Genomic DNA, 24,353 nt, shown 5'->3' with positions numbered 1-24,353 from the left:
AAAGCTTGTTTCTGTAATAATAATGCACTTTTTGGCTTATTTACCACTCAAAAAACGCGAAAAGTACTGACAAATTGGTGTCAGTACTTTTCATAAAAACTACTTAACCATCGGCATCTAAGCAGGCTCAGCTATTCAAACTTTCTTAAATAATTCTTCGCAATCAATTCGCCATACAAAATATCACTGTGTTTCTCCATACTGAACCATGGCGAATTATATTGCAGCACCTGTATATTTTGGGCGGGCATAAAGCTTTGAGCCAGTAAAAACTGCTTTTGGTGCTGGCTATTCTCCACTACATCCATCACAATAAAACAATGCCCCGGCGAGCCGCCATGGATAAATATATCCCCGGCTTTTAGTTCGTTAGGGTTTGTTATGGCGCGGGTCTCGCGCTCCAACGATATCGTACTGGCGTACGAAAACACCAGTTCCATATAGCGCATAAACGCGGGATAACCATAGTCTTTTTTTGCTTTTAACACCCATTTATCGTTCCGGTACCTGTAGCCCTCAGCATAGTGTATGTAATCGCATTTAAAGCCGCTTACAAAATTAAAGCTGATTGCCTTGTAGTTTTTTTGCTGGTAAAGATATTCGCCGCGCAGGCGCATTACGGCATCGGCGCATTGTTGTAAATCCTGATTGCCAACACTCATATCAACAACGGCCGCAGTATAAACATCAGTACGGGCTATATCGCCTTTGTACGTTTTTGTTTGCGTACCCGGCGGTTTTAAAGGCAGGCTTTGGAGGTATGCAGCAAAACTTCCGGGCGTTACTGCAACGCGATGATAACCTTCGGGGGCTTTAAAACGGGTAGTCACATTATCAGCAGCAAAAAAGTTGCTGATAAATAAAATGATAAAGGTTAACGTTGTTTTCATCGGTTGTTAAACTTGATGTTTTTTCACACAAAATTCTTCTTCGCCTCACCTAAATCCTCTCCAAAGGAGAGGACTTAACTTCGCTCTCTAACATTGCAATTTTCAGAACCCTCTCCTTTGGAGAGGGCAGGGTGAGGCTCTTAAATTAATTCAGGTCTGTACTCAAAGTGCATGGTATCAAAGTGATACCACTTGCCACCCCATATAAATCCGTGCTTTTCAAATATATCTACAATGCCTTGCGGTATCTTGTTTTTAAACGTCACTCCGGCATTTTCATTGGTGCATTTGCAGGCCCACTGCCAATAATCGGAGTAAGTGGTGTTGATGTCAATTGTCATCCCGAAGCTGTGCATGCTGTGCCGGTTTGTACCATTTATATTGCGCCATGTAAAAGTTCCGCCTATGTTGGTTACGTATTTTTTAAATTCAGGATGCGCGTCAAGTTCAGCTGATATCTGCATTAACTTCTTATCTATCCCATTTATTTTAGTGACGGTAATTTTTTGATTAACCAGCTTTGGGCACCAGGTTATCTCAGTCAGGTTTTTCCTTACTTCCTTTTCGCTTGCGCCGTACATCTTTATAAAAAAAGCTTCATTCCTAACCCGACCCGGGTCGAAGTTTACAGCAATTGGTATTTTTTGGATACCAACGCTATATTTTTGACTGAACATATCTTCGATATCGGGCTTATCCAGTAGTAATTTCGCTGATTTATTCTTGATACCATCGTCCCATAGTAGTTTGGTGCCGTCTTTTAGGATGATGCTGTTGTTTGCGTATGCGGAGATAAAATCGGGATATGCAGCTACAAGTTTTTTGGCGGATGCAGGGATAGTGTCGATTGTATATGGTACCGGGATTGCTGTTGCTCTATAATCAGTAGCCATATAAAGATGGTATCCGTTGAACAAACAAACCGATATTAAAAATACTGTTTTCATTCTTAAAACACAGTTAAATTGCCGGGTTCACTTCATTAACGTCAAATTTACTCCTGCTGATATTGTAAACCGTAATAAATAAAATGAGTGTTGCCAAAGTGGGTATCCTTGCCAAAACCCTTTGGTTAATCAACAGCCATTTACTACCAAAGTTATCGTATAACTGGGCGCCGAGGTGAGGCAAAGCCACTACAAATAGTGTTAGCATGGCGAACCAGATCAGATATGCTTTTATACGCCTAGCTCGCATCGATGAAAACGCCGCGATCAGTAAAATCAGCAGCACAATGGTGGCGTAGTAGATTATTGCAATAAATCCCGATAAAGTTTTATTGGAAATACCGAATGATAATACTGTACCTATTTGCCATACAAAGAACGCCGAAAAAACAACTCTTATCCATGTTTTTTCTTTAAAAACCTTCAGTATCCAAAAAATACCAAGCGAAATTGTCAGCCGTAAAAGTATTTCAATAAAAGCTATAATGAGCCAGAAAGAGATGTACGTTCCCGGCCTTAGCGCCTTAATGCCGAATACGGTATCAGATAAGTAAACATGAAGAAAAATATGTATAGCAACTAACACAATGTTGCAAACCAGGAAGGCTACGGCGTTTTTTTTATCTATTATCATGGCCTATAATATTTTTAGAAAATTACTAATTTATCCAGCAATCATCCCGCAAAATTTCAATAAACGGGCCTTCATTTAAATTTTCAGTCATTTCACTTAAATTTTTCTCTAAATGTCGATCTTAAACCTAATTTTATACCTTATTAATCTGACCGAATGCTCATACTAAAAAATAAAACGCTATCTGCTTTAATAATCGGCGCATTTACGCTTCACGCCTTTAATGCAAGCGCCCAAACCCAACCCAAGGACTGGGTGGCAAAATCAAACAGCTATACCAAAATATTAATCGATATATCTGAAAAATATTCGCCCGAGTTTGGCTCATCGCAGGGGCTGGCAAAGTACGATACGCTGGTAGCGGTACCAACACTGGCTAACGACCTTGCCGAGCGTAAAGAACGGGAAACGGCACTAACCTCACTGGAGGGCGCGAAACAAAAAGAAACCGACAAATTTGTAAAGCAGGACCTTGATATTTTGATTAATCAACTAAAGCTGAGCTTTAAAAACGAAGACTTTTCTCTAAACAAAAAAGTTCCGTTTCTAAATGCAACTGCAACCGTTTTTAGCGGCCTGCAGTCATTGCTCGACGATCAAACACCTGTAGAGCGAAGAGCCGCCGCAGTAATCCGCCTGAAAAAATATGCGGGGCTGCAGAATGGCTATCAACCCATCAGCGTTATCTATAAAGCCCGTACGCTTGAGCAAATTGCCAAGCCGGGAATGATTTACCCTTCAAAACAGGCCACCGAGGTTTCGCTTTCACGCAATGCAAGTATGCTGGCCGGGATAGAGGGTTTATTTAAAAAATATCAAGTTACCGGGTACGAAACGGCTTATGCGGAAATAAAAAAGCAATTGGAAGATTATGATGCCTGGGTGAAAGCAACGATACTACCCAAAGCCCGCACAGATTTCCGACTGCCGCCTGAAGAGTACAAACTAAACCTGGAAGGTTATGGCATCGACATCCCGCCGGCCGAAGTGGCTAAAATAGCCCATGTCGCGTTTACCGACATCCAGGAACAGATGAAGCCCCTGGCTGAGCAAATTGCCAAAAAATACAACCTGCCATCAAGCAATTACCGCGAGGTGATGAAATTTTTGAAAAAGAAGCAAATTATAGGCGATTCTATAATGCCGATTTACCAAAAGCATTTAGCGGATATTGAATTTATAATAAGGGCACAACATTTAGTAACGCTGCCAAACCGGCCAGCAATTATCAGGCTAGCCAGCGAGGCAGAAACCGCACAGTCGCCGGCGCCGCATATGGTACCGCCGCCATTTTTAAATAATACCGGTCAGCGTGGTGTATTTGTGCTGCCGTTGAACATGCCGCCCGCTCCCGGCGAAAAGGTAGACAAATACGACGATTTTACCTTCGATGCTGCCTCATGGACCATCATAGCCCACGAAGCACGCCCCGGCCACGAACTGCAATTTGACAAGATGGTAGAAGAAGGCGTATCGCAAGCCCGTGCCCTTTATGCCTTTAACTCAACCAACGTTGAGGGATGGGGATTGTATTCCGAATATATTACCCGTCCGTTTATGCCGATCGAGGGCCAGTTGGTATCGTTGGATTATCGCCTGCTGCGCGCCGCCCGCGCCTTTTTAGACCCTGAGCTGCAAGCCGGCACTATAACCCAGGAACAAGCATTAAATCTGTTAATGACCGATATGGTACAATCGCACGCGTTTGCCCAGCAGGAAGTACAGCGCTACAGCCTTAATGCCCCCGGCCAGGCCAACAGCTATTTTTATGGCTTCACCAAAATGATAGCACTGCGACGAGATGTCGAAAAAATACAAGGCGCAAAATTTAATCAACAGCGCTTTCACGATTTTATACTATCGCAAGGCATATTGCCGCCGGCCCTGTTACGGCAAGCTGTAATGACCGATTATTTAACGCAGAAATAGAAGCAAAAAGTCAGGAGACAAGAATCAAGAGAAAAAGAGGCTTTCGGAATTAATTTTCTGAAAGCCTTTTTTGTAATTCAATTGCCGGTAGCTGTTGAATATTACCATCTTCGTCGGCAATCACAAGTTTCCTGTTGTTTTCAACGCCTGTAATTAAAAGCTTCTTGTAAGCTTCTGTTACCCCTTTTAATATCTTATCGCGCAGCAAAACATTTTCAGGTGTCAATTTTGCTTTGGTGTTTACCAGCAATCCCGAGCTATCAACGGCTTTGGTTACCTGGCCGGCCTCCCTGGTTTTAACCTGGTCGGGTTTGCCCATATCGGTAGTGATTATTGTATAAAAGTCGCAAATAGGGATATAAAGGCTATGCAGGTTATAGCGGCCACGCATAAACCTACGGGCTACTATTTCACCCGAGACATGCTTGTCTTCCGCACTGGCCAGGCGTTGTATGGCAAGTTGAGGGGTGTTAAGCCACAAAAATATTAGCGAAACTTTGTACCCGTTTGATTGTGCTTTTCTAATGAGGCCTGCATAGCATTTACCTGCAAGGGTGGTTTCAATGGCAAAATTCCCGCCCTGTTGCAATAATAGTTCAATCCTGGTCAGAGCAATTCTGCCTGCCTCAATAACCGTTCGTTTGGAGTTTGGGAACGATAAACCTGCCAATATACTGCCGGCGTTTACAAACTCCGTACAATTAAGCACTGCGGGCAATAGAGTATTGGCTACCGTTGTTTTACCGGCGCCATCGCAGCCTGCTATGATGTATAGGTTGGGCATTCAGGATAATTTATCTCGCAAATTACAATTTTACAACCTAATCTCTAATCACTAACCAACTACATATTCCTTCTATACTGCCCCCCCACCTCATACAACGCATGCGATATTTGCCCTAATGAACAATACTTGCAGGCTTCCATCAGGCTTTCGAAAATATTTTCGCCGGCGATGGCTTTGTGCTGCAATTCTTTTAGCAGTTGCGGAATAATCGCCTCGTTGCGATGCTGAAACTGGTGCAGCGCCTCGATCTGGTATTGCTTTTCTTCCTCAGTTGCTCTGATAACTTCTGATGGTACAATAGTCGGCGACCCTTTTTTGTTGAGGAAGGTATTTACCCCCACGATAGGGTATTCGCCGGTGTGTTTCAGCGTTTCGTAATAAAGCGATTCTTCCTGTATTTTGCTGCGCTGGTACATGGTTTCCATAGCGCCAAGTACGCCGCCACGGTCATTTATGGCTTTAAATTCGGCTAATACGGCTTCTTCCACCAAGTCGGTTAGCTCTTCAATAATAAATGCGCCCTGTATAGGGTTTTCATTTTTGGCGAGGCCAAGCTCGCGGTTAATGATCAGTTGGATAGCCATTGCCCTGCGAACAGATTCTTCTGTTGGGGTGGTAATTGCTTCGTCGTACGCGTTGGTATGCAGCGAGTTGCAGTTATCGTAAATGGCATACAAAGCCTGCAGCGTGGTGCGGATATCGTTAAAGTCGATCTCCTGCGCATGTAGCGAACGACCGCTGGTTTGAATATGATATTTAAGCTTTTGCGAGCGGTCGTTACCCCTGTATTTGTTTTTAATGGCCTTGGCCCAGATACGACGGGCAACCCGGCCGATAACCGAATATTCAGGATCGATACCATTACTGAAGAAGAACGACAGGTTTGGCGCAAAATCATCTATATGCATGCCCCGGCTCAGGTAATACTCCACATAAGTAAACCCGTTTGATAGCGTAAATGCCAGCTGCGTAACGGGGTTAGCACCGGCTTCGGCGATATGATACCCGGAGATAGACACCGAATAAAAGTTCCTTACCTTTTCGTTGATAAAATACTGCTGTATGTCGCCCATCATCCGCAGCGCAAACTCAGTTGAAAAGATACAGGTATTTTGTGCCTGGTCTTCCTTCAATATATCCGCCTGTACCGTACCACGAACGGTGGCAATGGCGTAGCCTTTTATTTTTGCATAAACATCGGGTGGAAGCACCTGGTCGCCGGTGAGGCCGAGAAGCGATAAGCCCAAACCGTCATTCCCTTTTGGTAAACCTCCATCGTAAGCAGGGCGGCTTATGTTCCTATCATCATAATACTCCCTAAACTTCGCCTCAACCAAATATTCGAGCTTATTCTCTTTAATATACTTCTCGCATTGCTGGTCGATAGCGGCATTCATAAAAAAGCCGAGCAGCATAGGTGCAGGGCCATTTATGGTCATGGATACCGATGTTGACGGACTGCACAAATCAAAACCCGAGTACAGCTTTTTAGCATCATCAAGCGTGGCAATACTTACGCCTGAGTTGCCTATCTTGCCATAAATATCGGGCCGTGTATGCGGATCTTCTCCATAAAGGGTTACAGAGTCAAACGCAGTTGATAAACGGTGTGCGGGCTGACCATACGATACGTAGTGGAAACGTTTATTAGTACGCTCCGGGCCGCCCTCGCCGGCAAACATGCGGGTTGGGTCCTCCCCTTCGCGTTTTAATGGGAACACACCCGCCGCATACGGGAATTCGCCCGGTACATTTTCGGTAAGCAGCCAGCGCAAAATATCACCCCAGGCTTCATATTTTGGTAATGATATTTTAGGGATATTTAATTGAGATAAAGAGGTATAATAAAGCGGTTGCTTTATTTCCTTGTCACGCACTTTATAAATAAAATTTTCAGCTTTGTAATTGGCAACCGTCTCGGGCCATTCGCGCAACAGGCGTTTGCAATCGCCGTGCAATTGGTCGTCAAGGTGATTTTTTATATCCTGTAGAGACGCAATACTTTGCGTCTCCGCGTTTATCAGCTTTATCACCCCGTCCAACTGGTAAAGTTGCTGAGCAATTTTACATTGTTCATTCACCCATTCTTTATAAGCATTGCTGCCTTCGGCAATCTCAGCCAGGTAACGGTTCCGGTCAGGTGGTATAATGTATATCTTTTCCGATTCTCCTTCGTGCTCAACAGCGGCATGCGTTCCAATTAAATCAACACCTGTTTTTGTTTTAATCGCTTTCATCAGCGCAGTAAACAGGGTGTTCATGCCGGGGTCGTTAAACTGTGAGGCCATGGTGCCATAAACAGGTATCTCATCGTCCTTAGCGTGAAACAGCATGTGGTTGCGCTTGTATTGTTTACGCACATCGCGTATAGCATCCAATGCACCTCGTTTGTCGAACTTGTTAAGGGCTACCAAATCAGCGAAATCAAGCATGTCGATTTTTTCCAGCTGGGTAGCTGCGCCAAACTCGGGAGTCATTACATACAGTGAAAAATCGCAGTAATCGGTAATCATAGTATCCGATTGCCCGATGCCTGAAGTTTCAACAATAATTAAATCGTAACCGGCGGCTTTGCAAATATCAATGCTTTCCTGCACATGCTTGGATAACGCTAGGTTAGCCTGCCGTGTAGCCAGCGAGCGCATATAAATACGCGAATTGTTGATAGCATTCATGCGTATCCTGTCGCCCAGCAAGGCGCCGCCTGTTTTGCGTTTGGATGGGTCGACAGAGATGATAGCCATGGTTTTGTCAGTCTCCATCAAAAACCGGCGGACAATCTCATCCACTAAAGATGACTTACCCGAACCGCCTGTACCGGTAATACCCAGCACCGGCGTGGTAAGCTTATTAATAATTTTGTGAACTTCGGTTAAAAAGGCATCTGCCTCGGCGGGGTAGTTCTCTACAATGCTTATCGCCGTAGCAATTGATTTTATATCTTTTTCGGGCAGATGTTTTAGTTCGCCGTTCAGTTTTATTTTGTTCTGGAAATCGCATTTCTCCAGCATATCATTTATCATTCCCTGCAGGCCCATGGTGCGGCCATCATCGGGTGAGTAAATTTTTGTTATACCGTACGCTTGCAGTTCGGCAATTTCGTCGGGCAAAAAAACGCCGCCGCCGCCACCAAATATTTTGATATGGCCTGCGCCGCGCTCCTTCAGCAGGTCGTGCATGTATTTAAAATACTCCACGTGGCCGCCCTGGTAGCTAGTTAGGGCAATCCCCTGCACATCTTCCTGTATGGCGCAATTCACCACCTCATCAACTGAGCGGTTATGCCCCAAATGAATTACTTCTGCACCGGATGATTGCAAAATACGGCGCATGATATTAATGGTGGCATCATGCCCGTCGAATAACGAGGCAGCAGTTACAAAACGGATTTTGTACCTGGATTTGTAGGGAGCAATGCTTTCCATGCAGGCTATAATTAGTATGGTGCAAAATTAATATAAATAAAGCATCAAAATATTATGCGTGCATAATATTATCCCTGCGCGGGATAAGCTAAGCATTTACAGCCTGCGGGTTTCTGGCACAGCTGTGTATCCCAGCTGTAAACCATGGTGTCCTGATTAAATTGTTCTTCGGTATATAACCGGCTAACATAACTTTATGTAAATCAACTGCGTATAAGCCGACTATAAAAACCAACGATGTATTAACACATCACATTACACCCTGTTTATTTTTTAAAATGCTATTATGACTGAGCTTAACACTTCTGTACTGGTAATTGATGATGAAGAAATGGTACGTGACAATATCGAAGATATTCTTGTACCAAGGGGCACCTCGCAGGAGCAAACCAACATCAGTAACGCCGTCAATATTTTGTTCGATGCCCCTTCAACCTTGCTGGTGCCGCGCACCCGCAATATTCCCGGCTTCACGGTCGACAAAGCATCGAACGGGATGGAAGGTATCCAAAAAGTAAAAACAGCTGTGGAAAAGGGTAAACCCTACGCGGTTATTTTCCTGGATATGCGTATGCCTGGCATAAATGGCCTTGAAGCGGCTATTGAGATAAGAAAACACGACATAAAAGCCGAAATAATTTTCATAACAGCCTACAGCGATTGTTCGATAGAAGATATTGTTGAACAGGCAGGTCAAAATGTAGGCTATCATTGCAAGCCCTACGCATCCGAAGAAATTATACAGCTTGCAACTAAAGCAGTCTCCGATTATAACAAGCTGCGTAATTTGGAAAAACTGATTGAATCCATATCAAACATCGGCCTTAACAGCAACCAGCTTAACTCATTATTAAAAAACATCCTCGACCAACTTGCTGCCTCTCTGAATACCGATATGGCGCTGCTTGGAAAGCTGCATGATGGTTTTGTGTACGAAAAGGTGCTTTCTATCGGCACATTTGAGGAGAAAATCAATCTCCAGGAGTTGATAGCCAGGGTAAAGACCATCGATATCGCCAGGGACGAAGTAATACAAATTGACGACCTTGTGCTTGCCCGTATGCAAAATTATTCCGTTTTCGCCATTTTAAAGCAAAATGAAAGGCTCAAAACAGAAAAGATGTACCTGTTAAAATTGTTTGTGCAAAACGCAGCCCAGGCTATCCGGAATGCCGAGCTAACCGAAAAATTAATTCAAAAGGAAAAGCTTTCGGCGGCTGGCCAGGTTTTAGCTATGGTGATGCATGATTTGCGATGCCCTATAAAAAATATCAGGCAAATTACCTCCCTGATGCGCGAAGGCGGCCAGGATACCGAACTGATCGATATGATTGATACATCTGCCGAACAAGCTTCAAATATTTTCGACGATTTCCTGGATTTTATTAACGAAACGAAGATTGTGAAGGTGCCTGTTGATGTTCACAAAATTGTTAACGAGGCCATAAAACAGGCCGAAAACCGGGATGGGTTCAGCAAAATAACTATCACCAAAAATTTGCCTGAAAGCCTAATCGTATCGGGCGACGAAAGTAAGTTGCGCGGTACTGTTGTAAATATATTGAACAACGCCGTTGATGCCTTACACGATCAGCATATCATAAACGGTAAAATTGATATTTCGGGCACGGTAAAAAATAAAGAAATGAAGCTCGTTGTGGCCGATAACGGCCCGGGAATATCGCCCGAAATAAGAAACACGCTTTTTGAACCATTTGTAACCAGGCGCAAAAAGAACGGCACCGGGCTTGGCCTTTCAATAGCTAAACAATTTATTACGGGGCATGGCGGTGGAATTGACGTAACCAACAACGATGGCGCCAGGTTTACTATAACATTGCCCATATAATTAACAATTATCAATATCAAGTATAATACGCATTATAAATGACGCTCACGAATATGCATGCAGAAATGCAGGACAAAAATATCTCCTCAAAAATATCTGAAAAAGCCGCCCTTAAAGAACTTGAACGATATAAGGCCTTTATCAGCGCTTCGGAAATTGGTTCATGGGAATACTTTGCCGAGTCGGAATTTCTTTGGTGTAATGACATCTATTTTCGATTACTTGGCAGGGATATAAAGGATTTTGACATGTCGGGCGCCAGTAATTTAAAAAGCTGTTGGGTTGAGTTGCTTCATCCCGAAGACAGAGAAGCTGCCGTCAGTTCATTTAATAACGTCCTCAATAATCCAAAGGACACATTTGAAACTTATTTCCGTATGCTTCATAGCAACGGCAGTTGGGTTTGGATGTGGTCGAGGGGTAGCGTCTTCAAAGATGGCGACAATGCACAGTTGGCCGTGATCGGTACGCTGGTTGATATTACGCATCACAAAAAAGCCGAAGAAATAATCCAACGCGAACGTATTATGCTGCGTACGCTGATCGACAATCTGCCTGATACCATCTATGTGAAGGACAGAGAAGGGCGAAAGATTATAGCTAATCGCGCCGACGTTGAATGCATAGGCGCTTCAACCGAAGAAGAAGTTTTAGGCAAAACAGACCTGGAGTTATTTAATAATGATATAGGCAGGCGCGGTTATGAGGACGATATGCATATAATGAAAACCGGCGTGCCAATAATTAATAACGATGAGTATTTTTTAGACGCAACGGGCAAAATGCGCTGGCTGCAAACCACTAAAATACCTATTCGTAATGAACGCGGCAAAATTATCCGGCTGTTGGGCATCGGTCACGATGTTACCCTGAGAAGAGAATCGGACGAAAAACTAAAGGAATTAAACAAGGGCCTTAAAGAACAATCGGAGGAACTAAAAAAGAAAGCGGAAGACCTGAACGTGCTCAACAGGCAGTTAGAAGAACAAAAAGAACAGCAGCTGGAAAAAGCAATTGCCCAGGGAAAATTTGAAATTGCATCTGAGTTTTTGCATGATATAGGCAATGCAATGGTAGGCCTTGGCGCGCATCTTAACCGTATTAACCAAAGCCTCGGAAAAAACAACCTGGATAATCTAAAAAGTCTTTCTGCATTTTTAAAGACCAACGAAACTCAAATAGCAGGCGCCATTGGCGCCAATAAAGCCGGTGCCCTGGTATCCATAACTGATGGCATTGTGAGCGAGCAAGCGGTAAACAGTGCTGATATACAAAAATCGGTAACTGAGCTGCTGAATATCATCACCCATATACAGGAAATACTCAATATTCAGCGCCAGTTAGTTAAAAACCATAAAGGCATGCAGGAACGCAAGCCGGTAAATATGGAAACCATTATTCACGATTGCCGCAGCATGCTATTTGCCGCTATCGATAAAAAAGGCATACAGCTAAAAGTAAACATCAAGCCGGGCAACTACACCATAAAAGGCGATCACACAAAGCTAATGCAGGTAATTTTAAATATCCTTAAAAACAGCATCGAAGCTATTGACCCGAATGCCGAAGAAAAAATCATTTCTATTGATATGTCTGCCGGCGATGTGTTACAGCTAACAATTACCGATAATGGGAGCGGCTTTAGCGAACAAACAGCCAGCCTGTTTTTTGTGCGCGGTTTTACCACCAAAAAGAGCGGTACAGGCTTGGGGCTTTACAATTGCCGTACTATTATTGAGAGCCATATAGGCTCATTTAACATAGCAAGCCCCGGGCCGGGTTTGGGGGCTACTACTACAATTAAGTTTAGTGTGTAGTTCTAAGTCCAAAGTCTTGAACCAGTAGTGTAATAATGCAGTTTACTCGAGACTTTGGACCGCACTAACCATGATATGCCTTCTCTAAATCAGCAATTATCATCTTGCTCATTTTCATCATAGCATTCATTACCCTTTTAGATTTTTCCGGGTCGCTATCATACATCAACTTCACCATTGCATCGGGCACTATCTGCCACGATACACCGAATTTATCTTTAAGCCAGCCGCATTGACTTTTTTCGCCGCCTTTTGAGAGCTCTTCCCAATAATGGTCAACCTCATCCTGTGTTTCGCATTTTACATAAAACGAAATGGACTCGTTAAAAGCGAACGGGCCGCCGTCCAAAATCATAAACTCAACACCGTTAAGGTAAAAATTAGCGACCATAACCTTGCCGTGAGCCCCGGTATCCAGGTTACTTACACTTCCAATCCGGCTGTCTTTAAAAACTGAGGTATAAAACTTTAAAGCTTCTTCAACATTACCGTTAAACCATAAAAATGGTGCAATGCGCTGTGCGGATGTTTCCATAGTAGTTGCCATAATTTTGTTTATTTGATTTAGTCAAAGGTAGACACCCTCATCGCCCATAACAATGTGTTCCGGGGCCAAATTAAGGGGGTGATAAGGACAACAAGCGCATTAGGTTATAGTTTTGTATCTTTGCCCCAAATCGATGAGATCAATCTTCATCGGTGAAATCAAAGAATAATCGGTGGAATCAACAGTAGCAGCAGTTTGGGAAAAGGGATATAACAACTACGGGCCCTGGCTTAAAGAGAAGTACAAGGGACACCGGGTGTTTAAGGTGATTGTTGACGGCGGCTTTACCTGCCCAAACCGCGATGGTTCTAAAGGGTATGGCGGCTGTACGTATTGTAACGTTGACTCCTTCACGCCTTCTGTATCGCGCAATGCGCCAACTGTTCGCGAGCAGGTGATACAAGGAATGGAACGCGCCAGAACCGGCAATAAAGCCGATAAGTTTATCATCTATTTTCAGCCCAATACCAATACTTATGCCCCGGCACATTATTTAAAAATGATGTACGACGAGGCTTTAAGCTACGGTACTGAAGATATTGTGGGCCTATCCATAGGTACCCGCCCGGATTGCATCGACCCAGAAAAGATCGCCCTGCTTGAAAGCTATACCGACCGTTTTGACGTGGATTTGGAGATGGGCATGGAGTCTATCTATAACGATACCCTTGCACAGATTAATCGGGGCTGTAGTCACGATGATCTGGTGAAGGCCCTGAAGATGGTGGAGAACAGCAAGTTGGATATTTGTGTGCACACCATATTTGGCTTTCCGTGGGAAACGCACGAAATGATGCTGCGCTATGCTGACGAGATAAACCGTTTCCCACAGATCAAATTTGTAAAATTCCACCACCTGCATATTGTGGAGGGCTCGGTAATGGGCGTAAAATACAAGCGCCAGCCATTCAAGGTCTTCAGCATTGACGAATATGCCGACTTTCTCTGCGAACTACTTCCTCGTGTCCGCCCCGATATAGTTATCCAACGCCTATTCGGCCTTAGCGACCGCGAGCTGCTGATAGCGCCCAACTGGGGATTAAAAAAATCAGAGATACAGTATTATATCGACCAAAAGATTTTATCGAGAGGTGTTGTTCAGGGAACACGATTTACAGGATTATAAGGATTTACACGATTAACATCTTGTAAATCATATCAAATCCTGCAATCGTGTCAAATCCTGCAAATCGTGTTAAATCCTGCAATACCGCAAATTATTGACAATTGTCAACTTTTATCGAAAATCTACCCGCTACCTTCGTAAAACTTTTTAGCACAGTTTATTATGACGGCGGACAAAAACAATACCACTTCAACATCAAAAATATGGATAGTCACGGGCATCATCCTGTCCGGCCTTGCATGGTATATTTCGGACGGTCTGAATGGCGATTTTTGGTATTTGATGTGGGTTGCCCCTGTCCCTGTTTTGCTGTTGTCGTTAAAAACATCTGCCCGGCAGGCGTTCCTGATCGCGTTTGCGGCGTATTTAATTGGCCGGCTTAGCTGGTTTAGTTACCTGGTAACAGTGGCAACCTTAATACCTGCCATTATAATTACGTTGTTACCGCCATTGGTTTTTGCCGTCATCGTAATTGGTAACCGGTGGTGCGTAAAACGGTTAAACGCATGGTACAGCGTGTTTGTGTTGCCTGTATTTTTTACCACGTTTGAATACGGGCTCATCAAATTTTCGGCCGATGGAACTGCCGCCAGCATTGCTTACACTCAACTTAACTGCCTCCCATTTATACAAGTAGCAGCGATTGCGGGCATACTGGGCATTACATTTATGCTAACCTTTATTCCATCAGCAATAGCGCTAGGCTGGTATTATCGGGCCGAAAAAATCAAACTGCGTTATGTAGCCGGGGTTGCCATAATATTGGTTGGGGCAGTGTTTATTTACGGGAGTATCAGAATAAATAGCTTTTGGACTAAAAGATATGTAAGAGCCGGCCTGGCCGTGCTGGATGAAAAGGTGCATACCAACTCAGACAGTCCTGATTTTGCAAAGGAAAAGCAGGTAGCCTTAGCCTATGCGGCAACGGTTAAGCCGCTTGCCGTTCAGGGTGCACAAGTGGTGCTATTCCCCGAACGTGTTATTGGTATGAGCCGCCCATGGGCCGATAGTATAACCCGCATTTTGAGCGATGCAGCCAAACAAAACCATGTCTTTATTATAACAGGATACACCAATCAAAAAGGCGAAAAAGAGCGTAATTCGGGATTGGTCATTGATGCCGACGGCAAAGTAATTCTGGATTATAACAAGGCCCATCTTGTAGTAGGGTTAGAAAGGCAGTTTACCCCCGGTAACACGCCAGGCATATTTAAATTCAACGGACTGCAATCCGGCCTGTCGGTTTGCAAAGATTTGGATTTCCAGGATTACATCAGGCAGTACAGCGCCGATAAACCGGGAGTTTTATACGTCCCTGCCTGGGATTTTGTAGTTGACGATTGGCTGCACTGCCGCATGGCCATATTGCGAAGCGTGGAGAACGGTTTTTCGATGGTGCGCGCAGCCAGGCGCGGCAGGCTGACCATTAACGATCAGTTCGGCCGCGTAACCAGTGAAGCTAGCTGCGCAAATGATAAACAGGCAACATTGGTAGGAGATGTTTCGCCACAGCACATTGATACTTTTTATACCCGGTTCGGAAACTGGTTAGGTGTGGTTTGCCTGCTGGCAACGATTGGGTTTATATTGCTTAGTCTCAACCGGGATTAAGCGAATTAATAAATTTTTCTGATTCAGACGCCATGTTATCAGCCAATGCAAAAATCTTTTAGGATTGAGTCCGAACCCGCATCCCGTTAATCCACTAATCCGCTTAATCCCGGTTCAGAAAATTAATCCTGTAAATCTTGCAAATCCTTCAATCGTGTTTAATCCTTAAACCGCGCAATCACCTTCCTCCCCAAATCATACGTAATCCTGAATGCTTCCTGGTTGCTGGTGAAACCCGGCGTGCGGTGTATGCTGAAAATAAACTGGCCTTTTATATGATTGAACAGGAACGGCGTAAACATCAGATCCAGCCTGTTATAAAATTTCTTCTCATAAAATGCGTCACCAAATGCAAGTTCCGAACCTTGGCCAGCGTAAAATTCATCAAACGCGGCAAACCTGTGGTAGCTTAAATAGCCGCTGGCTATAAAACCAACCGGGGTTTTGGCAGCTCCCAAACCACGCCTGCGTTGGAATGAACCCATCACTCCCGCTTCGAATGACAGCGAATCGAATGTAGTTTGTTTGCGGCTAAAATCTAGTCCAAGACGTACCTGTGCAGCACCGTCGTCGCCAACATGGTCGTTGGGAAGTAAGACCTCGGCGCCGGCATCATGCAACATCAGCACATAGTGTGAAACATAAAACGGCCCGGTTGCTGATGGCCTCCACCTGCCTTCAAACCCAAATAAAAACTGCTCTCGGTCGGTCTGGGTTTGGCGGCTAACCCAGTCGATCCAGCCGGTTTCGGTAAACGTTGCTGAGTGATATCGCGCCAGCAAACCTTCAACATTTGGCCGGTAATAGCGCAATGTATCGTTTAGCATAGCACGCGGGTAATTGCTGATCACCCCTTCTCTTGGAAATTCACCTGCATCAAAAAGCCAGTTAGCGCTTTCATATTTGTAATAAGCCACCGGGTTTACTTTTAAAAAGTAAGGCTTGGCGCCAAACTCATGGATGCCGTCGATACCTACAATAAAATGGTTAAGGCTATCAAGATTAAGCCCCAAATCAAGCGCAACCCGCGTGCCTGAGTAGGTGCGCGACCGCGCCACAAAATCTTTATACTCGCGGTTATCTAAAAAACCGAGCCCGTTGAAATGGATATCCAGGTTTTGAGCCAGTGCGGCCGTACTGCTTATTATTGAAACAATTATTACGAGGTAGAGCTTTTTTATCATTGGGGCGATGTTATTTTACGGTTAATTTTATTACCCTACTGTTTTTGCTGCCAAAAAACGGCTCGGTGCGGAGCGAGAAAATCAAATTAAAATCTCCTTTTTCCAGCGGCGAAGTTACGGGAAAATTGAAATGGGTACTTTCACCCGTTTGTAAAGTTATCTTTTTATAGGTCGACTTTGCTTCAACTACCGCAGTTAGCACATCGCCTTTAAAAAAGCAATATTCCAATATTACCGGGTGCGTATAGCCGCTATCAGCAAAGCTTATCGGATGCGGGTAAGGATTGGTTATTTTAAGATCGAACGCAGTTTTGCCTCCCGGCATGGTAGTCAATTTAAGCGGTGCAGTTTCTATCGACACCTTTTGATACGTACGCACATTATCAACCCAATTATAATACCACTTGCCAGCCTCGTTTTTTATAGAATCATTAGTAAAACCGTTTAATGGTACGGGCGATAGATAAAACACCCTTTTACCCTGCAGACTGTCTTCCATGGGCCATATATCATACTGCGTAGCTCGGTAATAGCGATTATCGTAAGCAAAGCATTTAAGGCTATTGGTATAAAAATTATACTTTGATGGGTTTTGAAAACCATCGGTCATTACCACAAAATTGTCGCCCGCTTTCTGTTTTACTATATGCGTCCACTGTTTGAAGCCATAATAGCTTTTGAGGTGCCCATACGTACGTGCAAAACCAAAACCGGCTATAATAATTATCCGCACAATAATGATGATGCTTACGTTAACAATCGCCAGTGGCAGCAGCCATTTTGGCCAGCCACCGCTTTGTTTAAAGCGGATGAGTGTGAGCATAACCAACGGCGCAAATAAAATGAATGTCCATTGCGGCTGCACCTCGCCTTTGTAGCTGCTGGTAAAAAAGAAAAGCAGTGTAGCCACACAGTTAACTAAAAGGCAGCGGATAAACGCATCCTTAATTTTAACCGTAAAAGCCTTATAAAACAAAAACCAGCCGATTAGCGGCCCCGCCATTAACAGTTGGCCTGGCATGTAGGAAAAGGTATTAACAATGTCGTATTTGTCGGACGAACGCTCATATAAATGATAGTTAATGGACGGGTAATTATGGTTTGCCTGCCAGATAATATGAGGGACAAACAACACTATAGCGACGACCACGATACCCCAAAATGAGGGACGTTTTAGCAATTTTAAATTAGCAAGCAATGTAAAACCAACCACCAGGATGCCGTTATATTTACTGTAAAGCAGGCAGGCTATGGTTATGCCTAAAAGTACGGCAAGCCCCCATTTATCAGTTTGAAGATATTTTTGGTATAAATAATAAAACAGTACCGTAAAGAAAAATAGCGGCGCATCGGGCGTCGTGGTGAACCCGTAGATATGAAAAATAAACACCCCCGATACCACCAGTATGAAAGCCAAAGCATCAACAGCGTACGATTTTAGCGTGAGCCACAGCAGGTAAATGGAGGCCGAACTTAGCAGCACCGTGAACAGCCGCAAACCAAGCTCATTGTGCATTAACATGTCGCCTATGCGGATAAAGAGGGCCACCATTGGTGGGTGGTCGAAATAGCCCCAGTCGAGATAACGCGAGTACATCCAGTAATAAGCCTCGTCGCCCTGCAATTCTAAAGTGGTAGCTTGAATAATGTTAAGCACTGTCCAGCCAATAATAAAATACCAGATGAGTTTGGTTGAATTTACGGGCTTATCGAAAGTAGCAGCGGGCATTAATATTTGATGTTTTAGCGCGGTAAAGTTAGGATAAAAGATGAAAATATCTCCGTCCCGTCCTTGCCCCGATGGCGTGTATCCTGATTATATTAAACCCGTTGAATTTGTTACAGTTACCCAACGGTAATTAAAATTATTTCGCCAATTTAGCGGCACAAAACCTAACTATGGAAAAAGTATTCGACGACATCAAGACAATTCGTGCCGCCGCCACCGGCTTAATTGCCCATTTATCTGTTGATCAGCTCAACAAAATACCCGAGGGCTTTATAAATAATATTATATGGAACCTTGGGCACATGGTTGCTGCCCAACAGGGGTTGTGTTACAAACGCAGCAATGCGCCTCTTGTAGTGGAAGAAAGCTTTTTTGAATCATATAAACCCGGCACCACTCCTACAGGCCTTGTTGACGAAGCCGGGGTTGAAGAAATCAAAACCCTGATGCTTTCAACCATTTATCAATTGGAAGAGGATTATAACGAAGGAATATTTACCGACTACCCAACTTTTACTACCCGTTACGGCGTGGAAATATCCAGCATTAAGGAAGCTATTAAATTTTTAACCTTTCATGATGGCTTACACATGGGGTATATTATGGCTTTAAAAAGGGCAATAAACTAAGATTTATTTCCATTCCAGAATCTGGTTCGCGGGTTTAAAATAAGTTTAACGCACGCTGGGTATCCTATAAGCAAAAAACACAACGGCATGTATCACCGCAAAAATTATAAAGAAAATGCGGGCTATGTTGTTGTTCACAATTATAGCAAATATAATAAGTAAGGTTACGGTTACAAAAGTAAAGATACCACCTGCTACGGTATAGAATTTTGTCAGAGACTCATAAGGAAGTTTAAAAACCGGTATAGCTACTTTTTGAAACAACAGCCATATTATTGATACCAGGCATCCCCAGCCCATTACTATTAATGCAAATGACAGGGCCCTGCCGCCATTTTTCCTGGTTATTTACCGGGCTATAGTTAGTAAGCCCTTCCCCGCAGTTTTGGCAAAAACTTGCGCCTTCCTGGTTCAAAGCATTACAACGCGGACATACCATAATTATAATACAGTTAAAGTTGATTAAATATGCGATTAAGAATTTGCAATACTGTTATTGTCACAAAATATTCCGTTAAAACAAAAAACCCGGTATAAACCGGGTTCAATTTTTTTTATAAGTCTCCCCGCTAGCCAGCGAGGGAGATTTAGAGGGGCTTAAACTCCCAGCAATAACCTTGCAGGGTCTTCCAGTAATTGTTTTACCCTTACTAAAAAGCTTACCGATTCGCGGCCATCAATAATACGATGATCATAAGATAAAGCCAGGTACATCATCGGGCGGATAACAACTTGTCCGTTTACAGCAACAGGGCGCTCAATAATATTGTGCATACCCAGGATAGCCGATTGTGGCGAGTTTAATATCGGTGTCGACATCATGGAGCCAAACACACCACCATTAGTGATTGTAAAGGTACCGCCTGTCATTTCTTCAAGTGTCAATTTATTTTCGCGGGCTTTAACTGCCAGGGCAGCAACTGCCTTTTCAATTTCAGCCAGGCTCATGCTTTCCGCGTTGCGGATAACAGGAACCACCAGGCCTTTGGGAGCCGATACTGCTATTGATATATCTGCAAAGTTGCTGTAAACAACTTCTTCGCCTTCAATACGGGCGCCAACTGCCGGCCAGTCTTTCAGTGCTTCGCAAACTGCTTTGGTGAAAAACGACATAAAGCCTAAACCTACGCCATGTTTTTCTTTAAACTTATCCTTGTACTTGCTGCGGATTTCCATTATCGGCGACATATCAACCTCATTAAAGGTGGTCAACATCGCTGTTTCGTTTTTAACCGCAACCAAACGTTTGGCAACCGTTTTACGCAACGACGACATCTTCTCGCGCCTGTCTGAACGTGCGCCTGTGGCAGCGGGCGCCACCTTTGGGGCAACATCCGCAGGCTTTGCTGCCGGGGCAGTAACTGCACTTTGCATCTCTCTGGGCGCCTGTGGGTTTTCCGAAACCTTTTCAGCTAATATGGCATCTGCCTTGGTAATTCTGCCTGCTACACCTGTGCCGCTAACGCCGCTTGCTTCCACACCTTTTTCAGCAAGAATTTTAGAAGCCGCAGGCGATGGCGTGCCTGATGCATAAGTTGTTGCTTTGCCATTACTTGCCTGGGCAACTGAACTGGCAGGTGACGCCTCAACTGGTTTAGCAGCAGCGGCGGCCGCGCCGGCACCGTCAATGGTGCAAACAACCGCGCCGATCGGCAATACATCGCCTTCTTTGGCTATGGTTTTTAATGTACCTGCTTTTTCGGCAGTTAATTCAAATGTTGCTTTATCACTTTCCAGTTCCGCAATGGCTTCGTCCATGGCAACTGCATCACCGTCTTTCTTTATCCAGCGGGATAGCGTTACTTCGGTAATTGACTCGCCTACGGTTGGTACTTTTACCTGTAACGAGCCGCCACCGGTTGCCGGGGCAGGAATTGCTGCCGGCGTAGCTTCAACCGGTGCAGGAGCAGGCGCGTTTGCAACAACTTCAGGTTGCGGCTGTGCGGCCGGGGCGCTTTCTTTTGGCGCCGCAGCAGGTGCGCCGCTTTCTTCAATAGTGCCTACGGTTGCACCGATAGCTAAGGTATCGCCTTCGGCTGCAACGATTTTTAAAACGCCCGCCTTTTCGGCAGTAAGCTCAAAAGTTGCTTTATCTGATTCTAATTCGGCAATTACTTCGTCCATTTGAACCGTGTCGCCGTCCTTTTTTTTCCAGGCTGATAAAGTTACTTCGGTAATCGATTCGCCAACCGGCGGAACTTTGATAATTAAACTCATTGGTTGAATTCTTTGTATTTTATAAGTAGTGTCTTTTTAGTCCAGAGTCTTGAGTCTGAAGTCCTGAGTCTGAAAAAATTGACTTAAGGCTTTAGACTATCGACTTAAGACTAACTCAATCTGCTCCCACATTCGCCATCTTCTCGGCTGTTTCCTTAACAACAGCTTTCACTGCTTTGCCGGCCGGGGCCTCAAATGCTTTTGATACAATATGTAATTGCTGCGCAGCGTGTTGCTTTGCAAAACCGGTGGCTGTACTGCTACCCTCATGGCGCGAAATTACATTTAGGTTTATTACTTTATCGTTATGGAATTTACGGCAAATATACGGCCATGCACCCATATTTTCAGGCTCTTCCTGCACCCATACAAACTCAGTTGCTTTAGTGTATTTGGCCTTTATTTTTAATATCTGAACTACGGGTGTTGGGTACAATTGCTCTACACGAACAATGGCAACATCCTTGCGCTTGTCAACTTGTTGTTTTTCAAGCAGATCGTAATATATTTTGCCGGTGCAAAGCAAAACGCGTTTTACCTTTTTGACATCAGCATAGTTGTCATCAATCAATTCATGGAATTTACCGTTGGTAAATTCTTCCAGTTTCGACACGCACTTAGGACTACGCAACAGGCTTTTTGGTGTAAATATCACCAGCGGCTTGCGGAAATCCCTCAACATTTGGCGACGCAATATGTGAAAGAAGTTTGCTGGGGTGGTGCAATTTGCTACCTGTATATTGCTGTCGGCACAAAGCTCCATAAAACGCTCAACCCGTGCCGATGAATGCTCAGGGCCTTGCCCTTCATAGCCGTGTGGCAATAACATCACTAAACCATTACCGCGCTGCCATTTTGTTTCGGCGCTGGCTATGTACTGATCTATTATAATTTGTGCACCATTAAAAAAGTCGCCAAACTGGGCTTCCCAAATAGTTAATGCATTGGGATTTGCTAAAGCGTACCCGTATTCAAAACCCAACACACCATATTCGGAAAGCAGGGAATTGTAAATACTAAGCTTTGCTTCGCTGTTTATAGTCTCTAACGGGATAAACTCTTCTTCCGAATCAACCAGGGTTAACACAGCATGACGGTGCGAGAATGTACCGCGCTTAACGTCTTCGCCACTTAGCCTAACCGGGTGACCATCCTTCAACAAAGTAGCATAAGCCAGCAATTCACCCATTGCCCAGTCAAACACGTGGGTCCCGGTTACCATTTTATTGCGTTCCTCAAACAGCTTTTCAATTTTTTTGAAAAAAGCCTTTCCTTCCGGCAACTCGGTTATTTTCTTACCGATAGCTAAAAGTTCCTTTTCCGGAACCGATGTTTCAATAGGTGTAAAAAATTCTTTGGTGGTCGCTAAGTGCATCCCCTGCCAGGCGCCTTCAAACATGTGCACCGTTTCGGTAAACTTGTCTTCGGCCTTCGATTCATCCAGCTTGGTTTGCAACTCGGCACGGAACTTCTTTTCCATCTCCAAAGCCAGGTTGGCATCTATGCTACCTTCGGCCTGTAGTTTCTGCTTGTAAATTTCAAGCGGATTTGGGTGTGCCTCAATTGCTTTATACAACAATGGCTGGGTAAACTTAGGCTCATCAGCCTCGTTATGCCCATATCTGCGATAGCATAAAATATCGATAAACACATCTTCATGAAACACCTGGCGATATTCCATAGCAAGGTTTACCACGTAAGCCAGTGCCTCAACATCATCCCCATTAACATGGAAAACCGGCGAAAGCACGGTTTTTGCCACGTCAGTACAATAGGTGCTCGAACGGGCGTCTTTAAAGTTGGTAGTAAAACCAATCTGGTTGTTTATTACCACGTGTATGGTTCCGCCGGTACGGTAGCCGTCCAGCTTTTCCATTTGCAATACTTCGTAAACAATGCCCTGGCCTGCCACAGAGGCATCACCATGTATTAATATAGGAGCGATTTTTGATTCATCGCCATTGTATTTAAAATCAATTTTTGAGCGGGTAAGGCCTTCTACAACCGGGTCCACCGCTTCCAGGTGCGATGGGTTGGGGCAAAGGCTTAAATGCACCTTTTTGCCACTCTTGGAAATTATGTCAGTTGAGTAGCCCAGGTGATATTTAACGTCGCCGCCAAAAGGGGTATCCTCATCAAAGTTTTTACCCTCAAACTCCGAAAAAACCTCTTTGTAAGGCTTTTCCATAATATTGGTAAGCACATTCAGCCTGCCACGGTGGGCCATGCCGATGATGAACTCCTGTATGCCAAACTCCGACCCTTTTTGGATAACCATATCCAACGCCGGTATCAGCGCCTCGGCACCTTCAAGCGAAAAACGCTTCTGGCCAAGGAATTTTGTTCCTAAAAAGTTCTCGAAAACAACTGCCTCGTTCAATTTGTCGAGCATCAGTTTCTTCTCATCAACCGAAAAAGACGGGGTGTTTCGCTTGCTCTCCATCCTGTCTTCAAACCATTTTAGTTTTATGGGGTTGCGGATATAGCGGTATTCAGCGCCTATCGACTGGCAATAGGTTTGCTCCAATAACTGGTGTATGTCACGTAATGTAGCTGCGCCGAGGCCAACTTCAACGCCTGATGAAAATACCGTATCAAGATCGGTGTCGCTTAAACCAAAAGTCTCCAGTTCTTTACCCGGAAAGTACTTGCGCCTTTCGCGTACCGGGTTGGTCTTGGTAAATAAATGGCCGCGTGTGCGGTATCCATCTATCATGTTAAGCACGTTTATTTCTTTCAAAAAGTGCTCCGGTGTTTCGGTAGCTGTGGCGGCGGCTGAAGCAGGGGCATTTTGCCCAAACTCAAATCCTTCAAAAAATTTTTGCCATCCAAAGTCTACAGATTCCGGGTCTTGTTGGTATGCTTCGTAAAGGGAGTTAATGTAGGCAGCGTTGCCGCTGTTAATATAATTGAGGCGATCCATGAGAAACCAATCTTTAAAACGGTACAAAAGTAAACATATAGGTTTATAAACTTTATAAATTATTTATAAAACTTAACCACTTATTAACATTTGGGGTATTAGTTGCAAT

General features: G+C 44.2%; 17 protein-coding genes. 6 read left to right on the top strand and 11 right to left on the bottom strand.

What is annotated here, in order from left to right; translation table 11 throughout:
* Window positions 1-131 precede the first annotated feature (131 nt).
* From Q0R52_RS06635 to Q0R52_RS06625, 3 genes are all read right to left on the bottom strand, one after another.
* Window positions 132-890 (bottom strand): DUF4846 domain-containing protein, encoded by a 759-nt coding sequence (locus tag Q0R52_RS06635; RefSeq protein ID WP_295793275.1) that lies wholly within the window; start codon window positions 888-890, stop codon window positions 132-134.
* Window positions 891-1,030: 140 nt separating this feature from the next.
* Window positions 1,031-1,837, bottom strand: coding sequence for a M15 family metallopeptidase (locus Q0R52_RS06630; RefSeq protein WP_295793274.1), 807 nt, complete (start codon window positions 1,835-1,837; stop codon window positions 1,031-1,033).
* Window positions 1,838-1,850: 13 nt separating this feature from the next.
* A complete protein-coding gene (locus tag Q0R52_RS06625; RefSeq protein ID WP_295793273.1) occupies window positions 1,851-2,471 on the bottom strand; it encodes a hypothetical protein in 621 nt (206 codons plus the stop codon).
* A gap of 156 nt (window positions 2,472-2,627) precedes the next feature.
* On the opposite strand from Q0R52_RS06625, the gene Q0R52_RS06620 reads away from it, so the two are divergent.
* Window positions 2,628-4,400, top strand: coding sequence for a DUF885 domain-containing protein (locus Q0R52_RS06620; protein ID WP_295793271.1), 1,773 nt, complete (start codon window positions 2,628-2,630; stop codon window positions 4,398-4,400).
* Between the two features lie 49 nt (window positions 4,401-4,449).
* Here the strand turns inward: Q0R52_RS06620 and Q0R52_RS06615 are convergent, their stop codons facing one another.
* Together Q0R52_RS06615 and Q0R52_RS06610 are read right to left on the bottom strand one after the other, a co-directional pair.
* Window positions 4,450-5,184: a zeta toxin family protein gene (locus Q0R52_RS06615; protein ID WP_295793270.1), complete on the bottom strand. Its 735-nt coding sequence runs from the start codon at window positions 5,182-5,184 to the stop codon at window positions 4,450-4,452.
* A gap of 59 nt (window positions 5,185-5,243) precedes the next feature.
* A complete protein-coding gene (locus tag Q0R52_RS06610; protein ID WP_295793269.1) occupies window positions 5,244-8,612 on the bottom strand; it encodes a methylmalonyl-CoA mutase family protein in 3,369 nt (1,122 codons plus the stop codon).
* Between the two features lie 286 nt (window positions 8,613-8,898).
* Between Q0R52_RS06610 and Q0R52_RS06605 the strand changes: the two genes are divergently transcribed.
* Both Q0R52_RS06605 and Q0R52_RS06600 read left to right on the top strand, forming a co-directional pair.
* Entirely contained in the window at window positions 8,899-10,461 is a 1,563-nt protein-coding gene (locus Q0R52_RS06605; protein WP_295793267.1) for a hybrid sensor histidine kinase/response regulator, read from the top strand.
* A 38-nt stretch (window positions 10,462-10,499) separates the two neighbouring features.
* Entirely contained in the window at window positions 10,500-12,278 is a 1,779-nt protein-coding gene (locus tag Q0R52_RS06600) for a PAS domain-containing protein (RefSeq protein WP_295793265.1), read from the top strand.
* A gap of 64 nt (window positions 12,279-12,342) precedes the next feature.
* Here the strand turns inward: Q0R52_RS06600 and Q0R52_RS06595 are convergent, their stop codons facing one another.
* Window positions 12,343-12,825, bottom strand: coding sequence for a VOC family protein (locus tag Q0R52_RS06595; protein ID WP_295793264.1), 483 nt, complete (start codon window positions 12,823-12,825; stop codon window positions 12,343-12,345).
* Window positions 12,826-12,997: 172 nt separating this feature from the next.
* Between Q0R52_RS06595 and Q0R52_RS06590 the strand changes: the two genes are divergently transcribed.
* Window positions 12,998-13,951, top strand: a complete 954-nt coding sequence (locus Q0R52_RS06590) for a TIGR01212 family radical SAM protein (RefSeq protein ID WP_295793262.1) — start codon at window positions 12,998-13,000, stop codon at window positions 13,949-13,951.
* A 162-nt stretch (window positions 13,952-14,113) separates the two neighbouring features.
* Window positions 14,114-15,562: a nitrilase-related carbon-nitrogen hydrolase gene (locus Q0R52_RS06585; protein WP_295793260.1), complete on the top strand. Its 1,449-nt coding sequence runs from the start codon at window positions 14,114-14,116 to the stop codon at window positions 15,560-15,562.
* Window positions 15,563-15,720: 158 nt separating this feature from the next.
* Here the strand turns inward: Q0R52_RS06585 and Q0R52_RS06580 are convergent, their stop codons facing one another.
* The gene (locus tag Q0R52_RS06580) at window positions 15,721-16,746 is read right to left on the bottom strand and encodes a hypothetical protein (RefSeq protein ID WP_295793258.1); all 1,026 of its coding nucleotides are present in this window, start codon (window positions 16,744-16,746) and stop codon (window positions 15,721-15,723) included.
* A gap of 10 nt (window positions 16,747-16,756) precedes the next feature.
* Window positions 16,757-18,475 (bottom strand): glycosyltransferase family 39 protein, encoded by a 1,719-nt coding sequence (locus Q0R52_RS06575; RefSeq protein ID WP_295793256.1) that lies wholly within the window; start codon window positions 18,473-18,475, stop codon window positions 16,757-16,759.
* A 170-nt stretch (window positions 18,476-18,645) separates the two neighbouring features.
* Between Q0R52_RS06575 and Q0R52_RS06570 the strand changes: the two genes are divergently transcribed.
* Complete coding sequence (locus tag Q0R52_RS06570) at window positions 18,646-19,104, top strand: DinB family protein (RefSeq protein WP_295793254.1); 459 nt, start codon at window positions 18,646-18,648, stop codon at window positions 19,102-19,104.
* 232 nt (window positions 19,105-19,336) lie between these two features.
* Here Q0R52_RS06570 and Q0R52_RS29320 read toward each other — a convergent pair whose 3' ends face one another.
* The 3 genes from Q0R52_RS29320 to Q0R52_RS06560 form a co-directional block, all read right to left on the bottom strand.
* Window positions 19,337-19,543, bottom strand: a complete 207-nt coding sequence (locus Q0R52_RS29320) for a zinc-ribbon domain-containing protein (RefSeq protein ID WP_366520860.1) — start codon at window positions 19,541-19,543, stop codon at window positions 19,337-19,339.
* A gap of 158 nt (window positions 19,544-19,701) precedes the next feature.
* Window positions 19,702-21,321 (bottom strand): 2-oxoglutarate dehydrogenase complex dihydrolipoyllysine-residue succinyltransferase, encoded by a 1,620-nt coding sequence (gene odhB / locus Q0R52_RS06565; protein ID WP_295793252.1) that lies wholly within the window; start codon window positions 21,319-21,321, stop codon window positions 19,702-19,704.
* Window positions 21,322-21,436: 115 nt separating this feature from the next.
* Window positions 21,437-24,244, bottom strand: a complete 2,808-nt coding sequence (locus tag Q0R52_RS06560) for a 2-oxoglutarate dehydrogenase E1 component (protein WP_295793250.1) — start codon at window positions 24,242-24,244, stop codon at window positions 21,437-21,439.
* Window positions 24,245-24,353 lie beyond the last annotated feature (109 nt).

The sequence above is a fragment of the Mucilaginibacter sp. genome (genome assembly GCF_025359345.1).
Taxonomy (GTDB): Bacteria; Bacteroidota; Bacteroidia; order Sphingobacteriales; family Sphingobacteriaceae; genus Mucilaginibacter.
The sequence above is the reverse complement of the archived record's forward strand: the minus strand, read 5'-3'. Positions and strand labels throughout refer to the sequence as shown.

Coding starts and splice junctions, on each gene's coding strand:
- Q0R52_RS06585 (WP_295793260.1), top strand. CDS start 14,114: ATGACGGCGGACAAAAACAATACCACTTCAACATCAAAAATATGGATA.
- Q0R52_RS06605 (WP_295793267.1), top strand. CDS start 8,899: ATGACTGAGCTTAACACTTCTGTACTGGTAATTGATGATGAAGAAATG.
- Q0R52_RS29320 (WP_366520860.1), bottom strand. CDS start 19,543: ATGGTATGTCCGCGTTGTAATGCTTTGAACCAGGAAGGCGCAAGTTTT.
- Q0R52_RS06625 (WP_295793273.1), bottom strand. CDS start 2,471: ATGATAATAGATAAAAAAAACGCCGTAGCCTTCCTGGTTTGCAACATT.
- Q0R52_RS06630 (WP_295793274.1), bottom strand. CDS start 1,837: ATGAAAACAGTATTTTTAATATCGGTTTGTTTGTTCAACGGATACCAT.
- Q0R52_RS06620 (WP_295793271.1), top strand. CDS start 2,628: ATGCTCATACTAAAAAATAAAACGCTATCTGCTTTAATAATCGGCGCA.
- Q0R52_RS06615 (WP_295793270.1), bottom strand. CDS start 5,184: ATGCCCAACCTATACATCATAGCAGGCTGCGATGGCGCCGGTAAAACA.
- Q0R52_RS06595 (WP_295793264.1), bottom strand. CDS start 12,825: ATGGCAACTACTATGGAAACATCCGCACAGCGCATTGCACCATTTTTA.
- Q0R52_RS06560 (WP_295793250.1), bottom strand. CDS start 24,244: ATGGATCGCCTCAATTATATTAACAGCGGCAACGCTGCCTACATTAAC.
- Q0R52_RS06635 (WP_295793275.1), bottom strand. CDS start 890: ATGAAAACAACGTTAACCTTTATCATTTTATTTATCAGCAACTTTTTT.
- Q0R52_RS06610 (WP_295793269.1), bottom strand. CDS start 8,612: ATGGAAAGCATTGCTCCCTACAAATCCAGGTACAAAATCCGTTTTGTA.
- Q0R52_RS06575 (WP_295793256.1), bottom strand. CDS start 18,475: ATGCCCGCTGCTACTTTCGATAAGCCCGTAAATTCAACCAAACTCATC.
- Q0R52_RS06580 (WP_295793258.1), bottom strand. CDS start 16,746: ATGATAAAAAAGCTCTACCTCGTAATAATTGTTTCAATAATAAGCAGT.
- odhB (WP_295793252.1), bottom strand. CDS start 21,321: ATGAGTTTAATTATCAAAGTTCCGCCGGTTGGCGAATCGATTACCGAA.
- Q0R52_RS06570 (WP_295793254.1), top strand. CDS start 18,646: ATGGAAAAAGTATTCGACGACATCAAGACAATTCGTGCCGCCGCCACC.
- Q0R52_RS06600 (WP_295793265.1), top strand. CDS start 10,500: ATGACGCTCACGAATATGCATGCAGAAATGCAGGACAAAAATATCTCC.